15 protein-coding genes are annotated in these 15441 nt (G+C 39.3%); all 15 read left to right on the top strand.

All coding sequences use genetic code 11. The features are described from left to right. The first annotated feature begins 929 nt into the window (after window positions 1-929). The 15 genes from ACFEL9_RS10790 (at window position 930) to ACFEL9_RS10720 (ending at window position 15403) form a co-directional block, all read left to right on the top strand. Complete coding sequence (locus tag ACFEL9_RS10790; RefSeq protein ID WP_385889483.1) at window positions 930-1271, top strand: nuclear transport factor 2 family protein; 342 nt, start codon at window positions 930-932, stop codon at window positions 1269-1271. 474 nt (window positions 1272-1745) lie between these two features. Continuing rightward, the gene (locus tag ACFEL9_RS10785; protein WP_385889481.1) at window positions 1746-3851 is read left to right on the top strand and encodes a histidine kinase; all 2106 of its coding nucleotides are present in this window, start codon (window positions 1746-1748) and stop codon (window positions 3849-3851) included. A gap of 9 nt (window positions 3852-3860) precedes the next feature. Further along, window positions 3861-4601, top strand: coding sequence for a LytR/AlgR family response regulator transcription factor (locus tag ACFEL9_RS10780; RefSeq protein WP_385889478.1), 741 nt, complete (start codon window positions 3861-3863; stop codon window positions 4599-4601). 212 nt (window positions 4602-4813) lie between these two features. Beyond that, window positions 4814-5389 carry a cupin domain-containing protein gene (locus ACFEL9_RS10775; protein ID WP_385889476.1) on the top strand — a complete coding sequence of 192 codons (576 nt, stop codon included), beginning with the start codon at window positions 4814-4816 and terminating at the stop codon, window positions 5387-5389. A gap of 110 nt (window positions 5390-5499) precedes the next feature. Then, window positions 5500-5940 carry a nuclear transport factor 2 family protein gene (locus ACFEL9_RS10770; RefSeq protein WP_385889473.1) on the top strand — a complete coding sequence of 147 codons (441 nt, stop codon included), beginning with the start codon at window positions 5500-5502 and terminating at the stop codon, window positions 5938-5940. Between the two features lie 299 nt (window positions 5941-6239). Beyond that, window positions 6240-7028, top strand: coding sequence for a hypothetical protein (locus tag ACFEL9_RS10765; RefSeq protein ID WP_385889470.1), 789 nt, complete (start codon window positions 6240-6242; stop codon window positions 7026-7028). Between the two features lie 246 nt (window positions 7029-7274). Continuing rightward, window positions 7275-7556 (top strand): hypothetical protein, encoded by a 282-nt coding sequence (locus ACFEL9_RS10760; RefSeq protein WP_385889468.1) that lies wholly within the window; start codon window positions 7275-7277, stop codon window positions 7554-7556. 262 nt (window positions 7557-7818) lie between these two features. After that, on the top strand, window positions 7819-8538 hold the full coding sequence (locus tag ACFEL9_RS10755; RefSeq protein WP_385889465.1) for a DUF4386 domain-containing protein: 720 nt from the start codon (window positions 7819-7821) through the stop codon (window positions 8536-8538). Between the two features lie 655 nt (window positions 8539-9193). Further along, window positions 9194-9691, top strand: coding sequence for a hypothetical protein (locus ACFEL9_RS10750; protein ID WP_385889463.1), 498 nt, complete (start codon window positions 9194-9196; stop codon window positions 9689-9691). After that, entirely contained in the window at window positions 9658-10797 is a 1140-nt protein-coding gene (locus tag ACFEL9_RS10745; protein WP_385889461.1) for a hypothetical protein, read from the top strand. Before ACFEL9_RS10750 ends, ACFEL9_RS10745 begins: the two co-directional genes overlap by 34 nt. A 481-nt stretch (window positions 10798-11278) precedes the next feature. Next, entirely contained in the window at window positions 11279-11926 is a 648-nt protein-coding gene (locus ACFEL9_RS10740) for an ankyrin repeat domain-containing protein (RefSeq protein ID WP_385889459.1), read from the top strand. Between the two features lie 930 nt (window positions 11927-12856). Next, complete coding sequence (locus ACFEL9_RS10735) at window positions 12857-13429, top strand: RteC domain-containing protein (protein WP_385889456.1); 573 nt, start codon at window positions 12857-12859, stop codon at window positions 13427-13429. Between the two features lie 128 nt (window positions 13430-13557). After that, complete coding sequence (locus tag ACFEL9_RS10730) at window positions 13558-14514, top strand: AraC family transcriptional regulator (RefSeq protein ID WP_385889453.1); 957 nt, start codon at window positions 13558-13560, stop codon at window positions 14512-14514. 80 nt (window positions 14515-14594) lie between these two features. Then, window positions 14595-15068 (top strand): MauE/DoxX family redox-associated membrane protein, encoded by a 474-nt coding sequence (locus ACFEL9_RS10725; protein WP_385889451.1) that lies wholly within the window; start codon window positions 14595-14597, stop codon window positions 15066-15068. Window positions 15069-15106: 38 nt separating this feature from the next. Continuing rightward, window positions 15107-15403, top strand: coding sequence for a hypothetical protein (locus ACFEL9_RS10720; protein WP_385889449.1), 297 nt, complete (start codon window positions 15107-15109; stop codon window positions 15401-15403). The last annotated feature ends 38 nt before the right edge of the window (window positions 15404-15441 follow it).

The raw sequence follows: 15441 nt of genomic DNA, 5'->3' as shown, positions 1-15441 counted from the left end.
TATTTAATCCAATACCAAATGAAAACGACGTCCAAAAATCCTGAATAACCAACAATCAACTTCATTTACCGTCCAGTAAAATTTTAAAAGGTCATTGCCAAAAGCAATGATCTTTTTTATTAAAATGGTAGTCATTTAATCCGCGCCGATATAAAAAATAACTTCACTTTATAAGATGTACTTCGCCGGAGGCTTACATTTAATCGACGTTAAGTCTAAATTCAGACGGTAGCCAAACGCGTCTTTCTCATTACAACGAAGAATCCTTTAGAGGAAAATGGGCTTACGAAATGCCGTCTGATTTAAAGACATCACAATATCTCAACCTATGCCCAATGTTGAAGCGGCTAGCCAAGATTTGGATCACTTTAAAATAGACTTTTTCAGCCCAGATGAAGCGACAATGCAAGAAATGATAAGATGATTTTAATTAACTAGTCTAGGCTACCGGGGTTTCCGTTCAAAACCTGGTCAAATAATTTTTCTCCAACTAGCCACAATAAAAAATTATCAAACAAAAACTTGCATCATCGTCTCTAGCTCACTATACTTGTATTGGTTTTTCATAGGATATTGGATTTTAAAAAGCGGGCTGAATTTCTATTCGGCCCTATTTTTTAGTTCGAATTGTAAGATTGATTGGCGGCAACTTCCTTTACCAACTCGTTTATTCCTGGTGTATAAATTTGGGTTTGATTACTTTGAAAAACGTGATTTCCTCCCCGTCACTTTTAAAGTCGTATTGCCTCACGTTATCTTGAAGTGCGCTCCAATACCTAATGCAGATGGAGAACCTGCGCTCAATCGCATTATCCTGCCCTTTCACCTGGTTTAGTTCAGCAAGCATAAGAACGTAGGTATGCAGGGATTCAGTGTTCATGTGTTCCCCTTAAACTGGATATAAAGGTAACCTTCCACCCTATGAGAGAGTGGAACGTTTACAAATGTTAGAGGCATGTTTTTTTACCGGGTATAAGCAATTTCTTGACAGGCATATTGACATATTCAAAGGAATGTTTTCCAAAACAGTATTGCAGCAGGAGGTTGTATCCTTCCGATTTATTAGCTCTGATGTCACCATTGTAGAAACGCTTACCTGGATATCAGGGTTCTCAAAAGATGGTTCGCCGAAAGGAGTTTATATTGATCCCAAGGGACGCCTTCATACCCGACTACTTCAGATTTTTCAGAAAGAATCTGGTGATTGGAAGATAGTTGTATATCATAATGGGGACTTAAAACCAGACACACCTGTTCCGGAACACCAGTAGAATCATTTCAAACTTGAAAGAATCAATGCTGAACGACTTACAGCAGGCGATTTGGCAATATGGTAATGAACAACAAAAAATTAATTTAGCTTTCGTGTCGGCTGACCCGATGTTATTATACCGCCTGCAATCACATCCACTACTTCCAACCAGCAAACTGTCGTTCAACTGTGGAAGAAAATAATAGCTCCTGCCCGGGTTTGTTTGCCTTAGATAAACCCTCAAACCTCACTTACTCAATAAACACTCCCACTTTCTCATTATCACTTTCCATAGCTTATTAGTGCCAATAACTTGCATCAAGAAGATTCGGGTTGCATAAATCATCAGTTACGATGGTTCAGTCAACTATTAACTATCTTAGAAAGCCTATACCTGCGATGAGGGATAATCCATAGGGCGTATTTCTTCTGCAAGCCTGTTTTTGAGAAATGAAGTAAATTTAATAGGCGCTACTCATTTAAAACTTTTCTTATGCATTGCCGGCTTTTTATTTTTTTCGTTCTTCTTGCCAGTACTGCACAAACGCAAACTCATAAGATAGATAGCATACGAAAAAACCTTAGTACTCTTAATGACAGGGAAGCCGTAAATAGCCTGAACGCATTAGGCTGGCAATTTTTTTATTATTGGATACATTCCGATTCCGCTCTTAAATATGCAAATCTTGCCCGGCAGAAAGCATCGGCAATTAACTATTCCAGCGGAATGGCAGAAGCTTTGCTCATTGAAGGCGGTGTGAAGGGGCGACTTTTAGGACACCCTGATGTAATGGAACGGGATACGAGAAAAGCTATTGAGCTTTTAAAAAATGAAACCAACTCCGAAGTTTTTTCTATGGCCTATTATAGCCTGGCCATGTCATTAGCCATAGTGGGTAAATATGATGCAGCCAATGAAGCAGTAAAAAAAGCAATAGCATACGCAACGACAGCAAACGATCAATTATCGCTTGGTTGGGCCAAACAAGCTGCCGGTTTCAGTTATTCAAAAAGCGGGGAATATTGGAAATCTTTCGAGAATTTGATTGAAGCAGTTGAAATTGGAAAGCAACAGAATGATACGATGCTGATCTCGTTTTCATTAGCCTTTATTGGAAGAGCATTTAACAGGGTCGGCGATCCATCCAAAGCATTACATTATTATTACCAGGCATTGCAATATGAATGCCCGTTTGTCTTTATTTGGCCACATGCTGAAGATATGGCCTATGCTCACCTGGTATTGAAACAATATGATTCTGTAACCTGGTATCAGCAAAAATACAGGGCTGATATTAATTTATATACAACGGACCCGGCTGTTAGAAAAAAATTTGGCGCTTATGTTTATGGCTTTTCAATGGAATTGCAGTTAGCAAGGAAACAGTACGACACCTTATTAGTCCAGGTATTGCCCAGGCTTCCAGTGCTACGAAAAAACAATGACGTCTTCCCCCTGATGGTTAATTTATTAGTGGTGGCAAAAGCTTACCTCGGTAAGTCAAATTATCAAACCGCCCTTGGTTACGCTAGGGAATTGAATCAGACAGCATACCACGCAGGTAACAAACAGTTTCAGAAAGATGGGTACGAACTGCTTGCATCAGTTTATGATCATCTGAAAAAAACGGACAGCGCCTATCATTACTTCAAACGGTTCACATTTATCAAAGATTCAATGGAAATCGCACTATACTCTGGCAGAACTGCTCTTTATGTGGCAGCCTCAGACGCAGAAAATAAAATCAGGTTGCTAAAAAAAGATAAAGAGCTGGGTGATCAACAATTAAGACTAAACAAAAAAGAATTACAAAAACAGGCGCAATTAAAGAATCTGCTTATTGCCGGCAGCATTGCCTTGCTATTGATCTCAGTGCTGATTGTAAGAAATAATATTCTAAAAAGAAAAAATGAGCAGCTTCTCAATAATCATGCACAATCACGCTTAAAACGAAAAGCAATGGAGCTTGAGATGCAGGCATTGCGGGCACAAATGAATCCGCATTTTATCTTTAACTGTTTAAGCGCTATTGATAACCTTATTCAAACCAAACAGTCAGACAAGGCAACGTCTTACCTTGCCCGTTTTGCAAAATTGATCCGGTCAGTATTGGATAGCTCTAAAAATAACCTTGTGCCATTTCAAATGGATTTGGAAACAATACAGCTATATCTCGAAATGGAAAAGTTTCGGTGTAATGATAAATTTAACTATGAGATAAATGTGGAGCCGGTTTTATTGCATGGTGATTTTAAAGTGCCACCACTTATCGTACAGCCCTTTCTCGAAAATGCAATCCATCATGGATTATTGAATAAAAAAGAAAATGATAGGCAATTACAGTTGAAAATAAATCTCTGCGATGAATTTGTTGTTTACTCAATCCTTGATAATGGTATTGGCCGGGAAAAAGCCGCCGAACTTAAAGAGAGAAATAGGCCCGAACATCAATCATATGGCATTGCTATTACCCGGGAGCGAATTCACTTGCATAATCAGAATGGCATTGATGATGACCTTGTGATAACGGATCTTGAAAAAGAAGGCATTCTTCCAGGAACAAAAGCTGTTATAAGAATAAATTGCTCAAAATCTTAAAATCTAATCATGCTGAAAGCTGTGTTAATTGATGATGACGAAAGCAATCTTAGCTCGTTAAGCGAAAAAATTTCTAATCATTGCAAACAGGTTCAGATCATTAACTGTTGCGATAATCCGGAAGAAGGAGTTCGCATTATTGATGAAGCAAAACCGGATCTCGTTTTTCTTGACATTGAAATGCCTCAAATGAACGGATTTCTAATGTTGCAGCAACTGACCTACAAAAATTTTGAACTCATCTTTGTTACAGCTTATGATCATTATGCCATAAAAGCTATTCGAAGTTGTGCACTGGACTACCTGGTGAAGCCGGTTGAAATAGAAGACTTAAAAAGAGCAGTTGCCAGGGCAGAAGAAAAGAAAAAACAACCTCCCTCATCCGCACAATTAGATCTCCTGATCGACCATTTGCAGAAGAAACAGACAAAATTGCTGACCATACCAACAAGTGATGGACTTCAATTCATCAATGTTGAACATATCATTTATCTTGAAGCAAGTGATAATTATTCAAACATCTATCTTTCTACTAATCAAAAGTTTTTGGTGAGTCGTACTTTAAAAGACTTTGAAGAGTTGCTGCCTGCGGATATTTTTATTCGCATTCATCACTCAACTATTGTAAACAAGTTTTATGTGGACAAATACATCCGTGGAGAAGGCGGGCAGGTTGTAATGCGCAATGGAAATGTTCTTGATGTTTCTAAAAGAAAAAAATCGGAGTTTTTACAAGCAATTGGATATTAAAAAAGAGTTTGCCGGAACAAACACTTCAGGTCTCACTTACTCAATAAACACTCCCACTTTCTCATTGTCCCTTTCCACAACTCATTTTCGACTATAATTTGCATTAAGAAAATCAATGTATCACATATGCTGGTAAAGCAGGCCGCAAATCTGAGAGGACAATCGAGTTTGTCGATAAACTTTTAAACCTGTTCACAAATAAAATAACCAATATGCAACGCAAATTATTTTTGAAATTTGGCATTGCCATCGGCTCTTTTCTTACAGCGCCTTTCTACGTAATTGCAAGACTTGGTTCCAGGGCCAGGGACGACAAGGGCTTCAAGGTTGATGCCGGGAAAGACCGGTTTGATAAACCCATTGCTCCTTTTGAGGGAGATAATTTTTACACTAAAGTATCAACGAAGGACACAGATGGCGATATGTATATGTTTGAATCCACACGTACAAAAGAAGGCGGGCCTATACTTCATACACATTACGAAACGGATGAATTCTGGTATATTCTGCAAGGTGAGTTTCTGGTACGGGTTGGAGATAAAACCTATAAAGCCGGCCCAGGCGATCTTGTATTTGGGCCAAGAGGTGTGCCTCACACATTTGCCAAGATAGGGCCGGGTGAAGCAAAGTTGTTGATATGCCATCAGCCCGCGGGAAAAATGGAAGAGTATTTTAAGAAACTCAGCGAGGGTTTAGCTAAAAATATGTCTGAAGCAGAAAGAGACAATATGAGAAAGGAACACGGCTTTGAAAAAGTTGGCCCACCCTTAACTTATTTAAAACAGTAAAGACTTGGCCGTCACGGATAGCTTTGATACAACCCAGTACTTCGGTATTATACTGCCAAATAGCGTAAAGATTAAAGCATCTGCCGTATTCAAATAATAAATTTTAAAAAATGAAAAAGATAATCACCACATTTTTTCCCTTGTTCATTTTCTTTTTTTGTTATTCACAAAACCAGAAAATTGAAAACGAAATCCGGCAAATGGAGCAAAAAAGAGTAGCCGCTTTTTTAAATAAAGACACAGCAACGCTTCTGAAAATATGGGCCGATGACTATTTTGTAAATCGCCCCGCCGGCGTAGTTTCAACAAGAGACCAGGTATTAAGTATGGTTTTGAATGACACTATAAGTTTCAAAAAACTGGAATTTGAAATAGAAAAAATTATTGTAAAGAAAAACTTCGTCATTGTAATGGGTAGCGACACAGCCGACCCCGGCGAAAAAAGCCCTTATGCAGGAAAAATTTTACACCGGCGGTTTACACATATCTGGTCCAATGAAAGTGATAGTTGGAGATTACTTGGCAGGCATGCGAATATTTTATGCGAATAGGAGACAATATAAATTAATAGGATTTGAAACAAGCAATAGTTTGCAGTGGTAAATGCGAAACAAGATTGGCGGATTGGAGTATTGCCAAAGTAATGAAAATGCGGTTTGATTTTCAAGAAGAAGGCAAACAGGCATAAAATGATGTATAAAATCATAATAATCATGTTATTCGCAACCCTGCTACTGACTTATTCAAAATGGTAAGATATCCATTGAAGCTGGTATTTTTTAACTACGTCATTTGGGGGATTAACCAGCTAACCATAAACGTTGAATTAATATTATTAAAGCCATTTTCCGTGAAGAAGGACAAAGATCAAATACAAGGAGCAACTCATCATAATAGTCCGCTCATTTCTCACTCTTTTACTGGCGGAATGATCATCGGCATTATCCTGTTGATCATATTGGTTCATATTGGCTTTTATAAAACCTATATCAGCCATTTCCCAAAGTTTAAAGATTACAACGTTCCGGGCCGCGGCGTCATGCATTTCAGCACGATAATACATTTTCATGGCATGATGATGATAGGCTGGTTCTTCATGCTGCTGGTGCAGCCTATTCTTATCCTGAAAAGGAAAATGAAACTTCATCGATTGGCAGGTCGCCTGAGCTATGTACTAGCACCATTGGTACTGCTCTCAATGTATTTAGTTATCCATTCCAGCCTGCATCGTACTTTAGCCCAGGGTGGACAAATAGCACTTGTTGCAAGAAGGATGGCGCTGGACGTGCCCGCGATGATATTCTTTGCTATACTGTATTTGCTCGCCATTTTTTACACACATAAACCAGCACTACACAGTCGGTTTATGTGTGGTACAGCTTTTTTGTTGCTTAGCCCGGCTTTGGGCAGAACGTTGAGAGTCTACCTCGATGCAAGTCGTGATGGTAGTATTGACATTTCCAGAAACATTATTGTGATCGTTGTAGGGGCAATTGCCGTTGTGGATTCATGGCGGACAAAACGAATCAGCCCCTTTGTCCTGGTGTTGGGCTTCGTGTTGTTGAATAAAATTATCTGGAATATCAGAGACACCCCTTTTTGGCACTCAATAGGCAATGTGATAGCAAAAATGTTTTGACAGAAAATATCAAAAAATAGCTTCTTCAAAATAAATATTAATCAATTGAAAAGAAGATATTCAACGATTGTGACAGTAATTTTGGAACCCTGTTTTCAGCAAAAAACGCGAAAGCACAGAGCTGTTCAGACTCAACAGCCATTCTTACTGTTTTAAATAAAGAAGTAAGTTCTTGGAGCAACGGTGACGACCGATACTTACTCGAAACACTTTTCAGAAATCGGGACATTCACCAATATACGGGGCATGTTTTTCACCGGGCTTAAAGAATTTCTCGATAGGCATGTTGATATTTTCAAAGGGATGTTCAACAAAACTGTGTTGCACCAACAAGTGGTATCCTTCCGGTTTCTAAGCCCCGGCATCGCCATTGTAGAAACACTCACCTGGATATCGGAGTTTTCAAAAAACCGTACTCTGAAGGCCGTACATATTGATGTCAAAGGCCGCCTTCACACGAGGCTGCTGCAGGTTTTCAAAAACAAAACGCTGACTGGAAAATCGTGGTATATCACAATGTGGATTTAATGCCTGATACGCTTGTTCTGGAACACCAGTAGAATCTGCATAATCTCACACTCACTGCAATCCGGGACGAAGGAACACGGAATATCAGCACAGCAGAAAGCCGTAACGTTGTAAGTATAACACTCGGCACAAAATCGCCTTGCTTCTTTCCGATGCAGTACTCAGGGGAACCGAAGGAAGAAGTGTGTGGCCGGTTTCTTCTTTACCTTGTGGAGCGACAAATACACACTAATGAGAAAATCTAAAAAATGAAACTGCTTATATGGAAAATGAAATGACTTCTCGTAAAAGCATAGCAAGACTCGCTGGCCTGCTTTATTTGTTTTGGATAATATCAGGCCTATTTTCTATGTATTATGTAACGTCAAAAATTAACCTGGTGGGCGATGCATCTGCCGCTGTACAAGATATTTTATCCAATGAAATTTTATTTCGAACCAGTATAGTGAACGGTCTTGTCAATTGTACCATATGGATATTTATGGTATTGATTTTTTATCGGTTATTCAAATCGGTAAACGAGGGCCAGGCCAGACTTCTGTTTGCATTCGTGATCGTGCAAGTTCCACTATCAATAATTTCGGAGGCATTTAGTATTACTTCCCTTATGATTGCAAAAGGAGAAGTATTGAAGACATTTGATCTTAGCCAGAAGCAAGAATTGTCATTACTATTTATCAAAATCAACGATTCTGTTGTTTCGGCATTGGTACTATTTTGGGGCTTATGGCTTTTCCCGTTGGGAATTCTAACGTACAGATCACGGTTCCTTCCACGCTTTTTAGGTGTATGGCTGATTATCGACGGTGTCGCACTTGTAGTCTTGAGCATCATAGGTTTATTATTCCCGCAATACAAGGATATAACCTTTAAAATTGCCTTTCCGGCAATGTTAGGAGAGGTTGCTTTCATGCTGTGGCTTTTGATTAAGGGTACAAAAAATAATATGCAAACAATAACAAATCAAACGGCACAGAAATAACATAATAAAAAAACAACAAATCGCTAACATGAGTATGCAACAGCTGGGCTGGACGGAAGAGCAATCGGCAGCAAAATGTCTCAGCTTCAGTTTCAGCAGACGAATACCGGCTGTCTTTAGAACAAACGATGAACTTTTATATTTTTACTCATCCCCGGTTCCAGGTAGGCTGAAGCACATTCCCCTTCGCTTCACTCCGTTCAGAAATGTGCAGCCAGGAAAATATTTTAGATGATTTGGTAAAAGCATAACTTGGAAATTGTAAGACCCGGGTCGTAAATACGCCCTATGCTGTGCGGCTTAGCGGAATGTTTGGTCATAAAAGACTTCCGGGAGAAATAGCATTTTATCATGCAGGCGAAGCGCATCCCGTATTCCGATACAGTCCGCTTCTGCCCGCTACACTCCGTTCAGAACTGCGCGTTCTGGAAAATATTTGAGAGGATTGGGGGAAAGATATATCCTTGAGAATATGAGAAGAGAATGGAAAAACTTTCGCAAATACGACTTTGTTGCGCGTCATGCTTATGCAACAGTAATGACTTTTTACATTTACATGTTTCCATTTATCAAGGAATTTACGACAAAGTAAAAACAAATACGAAGACGCCGACAACCAAATAGAGTAGCCAAAAAAACTTTACTAAAAAATAATATGAAAAAGCCTTATTTTCCTTTTATCTACATTTTAGTTGTATTGACACTAATCTCCTGTGGCGAGCCAACAGAAAAAACGATGAAGCTAAAATTTTTTCCATTCAGCATTGAACTCAATTCAATTGATCCCGGTCAGTACGATCCAGCCACCGGGAACTGGGTGCAGACTACTATGATAGGACGAAGCGAAGTCATTTTTAAATATACACTCAAAAACAAGATCATGACTCTGCCTGGAAAAATCACGGCCAGGATTGGCAATATTACACTTCTCTCTTCTGCTTCCTTTCCGAACACAGTTCCGGAAATCGCTCCAAATGAAAATTTTTCAAGTGAATTTCACAGTTATGCACTTCCTCCCGGCACTTACGAATTATATTTTACTTACAGCACAAAAGGCAGTATAGGTTTTCCCAGCCCCGGGGGTGGTTTTCAATACAAAGATTCCACTATTCTGAGGATTTGTTTTATTATTTCGTTCCACCAGATCTCGTAGATAATGACTTAGATGGCATTGATGATCGTGAGGAAAAAAGATTGTTGGATAAATACGCACCCTACTTTTATTTTTCAAAAGACGGCAACGCTGAAGAGGATTACCGTCCTACAGATGTGCTGACCTATATAAGGGGAGCCAGGCTGATCACGGGAACGAACGAGGACAGTGATCCGGTCGAAGTGACCAATTTTGCCCTGGCTCAAAATCCCGAAGCTTTATTGTTCAGCATTCCTACATCGATTCATCCTACTTCAAGTTCGCTTATTACACATGCGAAGCCAGTTCCTACCATTTTTCACATTGACCCTACTGACGATGCGAGAAAAGGCAGTTCTTGGGATGAATGTCAGTCAAAACGCAACGTGGGGCTATACGGGCATGTTGTTCCCTATAACCAATCATCTGCTCAAAAAGATGTGCACGATCTTAATATGCCTGAAAACAAAACATACTATAAGGTTGAATACTGGCAATTTTTCGGATATAACCGCGCTACCTCCGACCCTCGTAATGCAGACCACGAGGGAGATTGGACAAGTGTACAGGTGTTGTATGATCCTAATCCTGCTCGTGGAGAAGATACAATAGTTACAGTTTTTCATTACGCACATGGAAAAGAATTCCGTTTTAACATGTCAGCGAAAACCAATGAGACCATTTCGAGCACTATTAAGGAAATCACGGGTGAAAATGCTAAGTTCAACCCTGATGTCAATCTTCCAAGGAATTTAGACCAGGCACAAAATAATATCGTTCGGTTCAAGCAAGATCCCCAGACTATGCAATTCACCCATCCGGTCGTCTATATTGAATATGGTGCTCATGAATTTTATCCCACTTCATTCTGGAAGTATTCACTTGCACCTAACCACGACGGTGAAAGTGTGCACCAATATTTTTGTTCAGCGCCTCCAAATTTGGGCGAAGTAGAACATCCTTTATTGGAATATGACGGAGCAACAATCATAATGCAGTTTAATGGTTATTGGGGGGCATTTAGTAGTTCTTTTAATGAACCCGGCCTGGGACCATCTTTGCATAAACAATGGACGTATCCAGCTAGTTCTTCAATAGGATGGCCACTTCATGATTTACCCTACTAAAACCTTTTATCCTAACCGATTCTTATAGGCAAGAGCTTGACGTCATTCGTGAAGTATTGGATAAAAAAAATAATAGAATAACATAGATAAATAACCTATAAATGTTAGTTCTGATAAACAGAACACTATTTTGTAATGGAAGTACCTGAAATATTTGATAGCACGAACGCACAACAGCGAGGTTTTGCGTCAGCGGGGGCGACGAATAAGTCCTCAGCTTAGTGCTACTATCTCCGGCATATCCGGCTGACTGAACACAGAGGAGCAATCGAATATATTTTCAACTTTAGTAACTTACATCGGCAGCAGTTCCGGGCTGAACGTTTTCCAAATACCCCGCCAAACGCAAAGCCCTAACGAAGGAAGGGTTAACGAAATGTAATACTCATGCATTCGACAATTATATTGTTGCATGATATTTAAAAAGACATACATCAACAACTATAACAAAAGAGTATTACTGATTAACAAAAAACATAAAATGGACAATTTAAATAAAAGAATGTTGACCGCAGCTTTTGACGGTGATTTAATGACTGTCGAAAATTTGGTTAGCCAAGGTGCAGATATAAATTACACCGATGCCTGGGGTAATTTTGCCGTATTTTCTGCTGCTTGGGAAGGCAACACAAAAGCACTGGATTTATTTTACAACTTAGGCGCAAAAATATCATTTGATGATGCTAACCTGCTTTGTAATGCCGCCTTTAATGGTAAGGTAGATTCAGTTAAATGGCTATTAGATAAAGGTGAAGACGCTAATTTCTCTTTTACAAATACAGGAGAAAATGCCTTGCATTATACAATTAGCAAGACGAGTGAAATGGACGACAGGACAGAAATTGTGAAGATCTTAATAGCGGCAGGTACAGATGTCAATAAAAAAACCACGACAGGTAAACCGACTCTTTGCTTTATGCGTGACGCTTACCTCAAAGGAGAATCCCCGCTACACAGAGCCGCAGCATTCGGAAATATACCCATTATAGAATTGTTGTTGGATGCTGGCGCCATACCTTCCATGAAAGACGCCAATGGTGATACTCCTATTTCATGGGGAAGCTGGTACCTGAGAGACGCCGATGTATTACGTTTGTTAATTTATGAAGGAGTACCTGGTATTCATTAATTTCCTTCAAATGGACAACTTTAATTGTTACCCAATAAAAATACAATGAAGAAAACATCACACAACAACAAAAGAGCTTTGGCAAAATGCGGGCTCGACGGAATGCTAATAACCAAAAAAATTTATCTTGAGTTTTAACAATAATCAACAACTGTTTGCCAGGTATTATATCAATAGAAAATTGAACGAATTTTCCATGGCTGACATTGAAACGTTAATTTCTGACGAGAAAAACCCTGCCAGTTGCTCATCGAATGCCTCCTCCAGAAAATTAATTGCTCCTGTGCTTTCAATCCCCACGGAAATAAAAAGAAAAGTTCCCTGGCAGGGAACTTTTTGTGGGGGTTAACCGCGACACCACACTGTTATGAAAGAGATCGTCCAATTGTCAATCGTATTAAAGAATGCAAGACTCACTTTGGCAGAATTTAATAGCCTTTGCCGTTTAATTCTTTGCTCCATTCTTTGTATTCCTATGCTCAAATATAGATTGACTGTGGCACAGGCGACAAGCGTTTTTACACCCAAATTTTATTGATGTTTTCACGCTTGATCAATCCGCTCAGGAAGAATTAACGTCTAATTTTCGTGTCATGATTATATCGAATTTCAATAGAGAGCTTTTTATTTCGCATCTGTTAACCGGTGAAAGGCTACGAACGGAATTTATTTGTTGCGCATCCGGGACAAAATTAATTTTGAAGTGAGATTAGTTGGTGTTAACAAAAAAGTCTTCTGCTTGCGGGAGGCTTTTTTATTAGCTTAAACTTACTTTATGCGGTGTCCCTTTTTAAAACTTTGCACTTCTTCATATAGGTATTTACCATTAGGAGTTGTTATGTTTATCACTTAGATGATTTTTTTATGTTGTCATAAGGAAATAGTGCATAGGGAGGAAGGTTACCTTTACATCCAGTTTAAGGGGAACACATGAACACTGAATCCCTGCATACCTACGTTTTTATGCTTGCTGAACTAAACCAGGTGAAGGGGCAGGATAATGCAATTGAGCGCAGGTTCTCCATCTGCATTAGGTATTGGAGCGCACTACAAGATAACGTGAGTCAATACGACTTTAAAAATGACGGGGAGGAAATCACGTTTTTCAAAGTAATCAAGCCCAAATTTGTTGCACAGCTTATTTACTGCGGCTTATTAAATCATGCCAGCCTGTTTGGACAAGGTGTAAACGACATCGTTAAATTGGAAAGGTTTTGGTCTCATGAAGAGAACAGGTTGGAAAAATTTAAGGAAGAACATTTTCAGTTTTGGAATTATTACGTTTCCGGGCATACTCATTCCGACAGTGAATGGTTTACCCGAAGAAACACTCATCGTCCATACATCAGCATAACACCGGCTTATGATTTAGAACCCCGGGCTTCTTCCAGCCATGATGTGCTCGTAAGCCATCTAATGGCGCTCCAACTTTACAATTTATATGTGGCCGGCCAGTTTGCTTTGCTTGAAAAAAATATGCAGTATGGAAACAGTAATGGATGAATCATTTGATTAATCAAATATTTGAAATTACTTTTTTTATATCTTAAGCAAGTTGTATAATCGATATTATCTTTCAATTAATTTCAGCATTTAATTTTATATTTATTGTATGACCAGATTCAGTGAAAATGCATTTGAGTCCGACCATACAAACCTTATCCGGCGAACAATTACAGTTTGAAATAGCACGTCCACCGGGATATCAAGGCCTTATTTTACCAGGCTTTGTGATGAAGTTTGCCAAAGGATATTTTGGCAGTTATTTCATACAGGAATTCAAAGAGGAGGATTACTTGTTTCAATACTGTGTGTTGGAGATCAGGCAAAGGTTCATTACTCGAACAAGGGCCAGTGAAAAAGATTTATATACTCGCATATCGCTGCAGCATCCTGTCACACATAAGGTAGAAGACACAAAGGAATGGAAATTAAAAGAAGGGGAGTTTGCAAAAATTCCTTTGCATCCAACAGGATTTATCAGTCAATATGATGCCGGCTTGCAATATACTTATGTCGACGTGTGTTATTCTTCGAAATCTGTCAAAGAAGCCATTGGTTTATTCCCCGAAATGGATCTTCAGAAAATCAGCGCTGAAGGGCAGCGGGTGAATGATAGCATCCGGCAACATCTCGATTCTATCTTACACTGCCGGTATACAGGCAATTTGAGACGGCACTTCTTCATCAGCCGGATCAAAGACATGTTGATTGATTTCCTTGTACAATGGAGCCAGGTGCTGCCGGAAAACGGGCATCCTACACAACGGGAGATTGATGCTGTGTATAAGGCGGAGAAAATAATCATTGAGGACATCAGTAAACATTTTACTATTCCTGAACTTGCACGCATGGTACGATTAAGTGAATATCGCTTTAAGATTGTCTTCAAAAAAGTATTTGGGGTGGGCGCATATGAGTATCTTCAGACCAAACGGTTAAGAAAAGCCCGGCAAATGCTGGAACAAGGCTACCTGGTAAAAGAAGTTGCAGCAGAAACCGGCTACCATGTTTCTTATTTTATCAATATGTTTCGTGATCTCTTTAACATGACACCAGGTTCTATCAATCGCAAAAAGAAGGAATAAGCCCGAAACCTTAAAAGGTAGAACTGAAACCTCAATCATTCAATTTGGATCAAACACTGAACCTGATTGATCTTTGATCTATGAAGCAAAGATCATCGACAGCGAACTTTTTCTTCCATTACATCGATAGAGTATCAGCTATTTTTATCTTGTTGTTTGCCTACACAGCGTTTAGCAAGTTGCTCGAATTTTCAACATTCCAGTTTGTATTAGGTGCATCCCCATTAATTGGTAATTATGCCAATATTATTGCATGGATGTTGCCGGCTGCGGAACTTGCAGTTGCAGGCCTTTTGTTTTTTCCTTCTACCAGAACCGTCGGCTTGAAAGCCTCCTTGCTTTTAATGACAGTTTTCACGTTGTATTTGGTTTACATGCTGGTATTTTCTCCGGAACTGCCTTGTTCTTGCGGTGGAGTGCTGAAAAAGCTTAGCTGGCGGGAGCATGTTTACTTTAATCTAATCCTTATACTTATTGCAATTATAGCCTTATTTCCCTCCATCATTTATAAACTTTTTGTTGCAACAAACAGGCGAAGCCGAAAACCTGTATAAACGAGTAGGTACAATTTTTCCAATTAAATTTTATTGATATGAAAAAATATCTTTTGGGCCTTTTTGCGATAGTATTAGCAATTAGCCTGAGTGCATTTACTGCAGTGCCTGAACGAAAATCAGTGACTGATCCTTTCTGGTATAAAATCAATCCGCTGGATTCGAAGGTGACGCAGGTATTGGGGCAGCGTACACAACAGTCAGCACAGGACGCCAGTGGCTGTCAAAATCAAACGTCTACACAGTGTGTCAGAGGTTACAACACCGATCCTGGCTATAGTGTCGGCGATGTAGCTGCTACTGGCAACCACACTATCATGAAAAGCAATCCGTAGAAATAAAAACGGGAGACCAACGAGGTCTCCCGTTCAAT

It is taken from the genome of Terrimonas alba (assembly GCF_042434975.1).
GTDB lineage: Bacteria > Bacteroidota > Bacteroidia > Chitinophagales > Chitinophagaceae > Terrimonas_B > Terrimonas_B alba.
Note: the sequence above shows the minus strand (reverse complement) of the source record. Positions and strands in the feature narration are given on the sequence as shown.

What these genes read in the sequence shown, in the direction of transcription:
- ACFEL9_RS10785 (WP_385889481.1), top strand. Translation starts at nt 1,746, where the DNA reads ATGCATTGCCGGCTTTTTATTTTTTTCGTTCTTCTTGCCAGTACTGCA.
- ACFEL9_RS10780 (WP_385889478.1), top strand. Translation starts at nt 3,861, where the DNA reads ATGCTGAAAGCTGTGTTAATTGATGATGACGAAAGCAATCTTAGCTCG.
- ACFEL9_RS10775 (WP_385889476.1), top strand. Translation starts at nt 4,814, where the DNA reads ATGCAACGCAAATTATTTTTGAAATTTGGCATTGCCATCGGCTCTTTT.
- ACFEL9_RS10770 (WP_385889473.1), top strand. Translation starts at nt 5,500, where the DNA reads ATGAAAAAGATAATCACCACATTTTTTCCCTTGTTCATTTTCTTTTTT.
- ACFEL9_RS10760 (WP_385889468.1), top strand. Translation starts at nt 7,275, where the DNA reads ATGTTTTTCACCGGGCTTAAAGAATTTCTCGATAGGCATGTTGATATT.
- ACFEL9_RS10755 (WP_385889465.1), top strand. Translation starts at nt 7,819, where the DNA reads ATGGAAAATGAAATGACTTCTCGTAAAAGCATAGCAAGACTCGCTGGC.
- ACFEL9_RS10750 (WP_385889463.1), top strand. Translation starts at nt 9,194, where the DNA reads ATGAAAAAGCCTTATTTTCCTTTTATCTACATTTTAGTTGTATTGACA.
- ACFEL9_RS10740 (WP_385889459.1), top strand. Translation starts at nt 11,279, where the DNA reads ATGGACAATTTAAATAAAAGAATGTTGACCGCAGCTTTTGACGGTGAT.
- ACFEL9_RS10735 (WP_385889456.1), top strand. Translation starts at nt 12,857, where the DNA reads ATGAACACTGAATCCCTGCATACCTACGTTTTTATGCTTGCTGAACTA.
- ACFEL9_RS10730 (WP_385889453.1), top strand. Translation starts at nt 13,558, where the DNA reads ATGCATTTGAGTCCGACCATACAAACCTTATCCGGCGAACAATTACAG.
- ACFEL9_RS10725 (WP_385889451.1), top strand. Translation starts at nt 14,595, where the DNA reads ATGAAGCAAAGATCATCGACAGCGAACTTTTTCTTCCATTACATCGAT.
- ACFEL9_RS10720 (WP_385889449.1), top strand. Translation starts at nt 15,107, where the DNA reads ATGAAAAAATATCTTTTGGGCCTTTTTGCGATAGTATTAGCAATTAGC.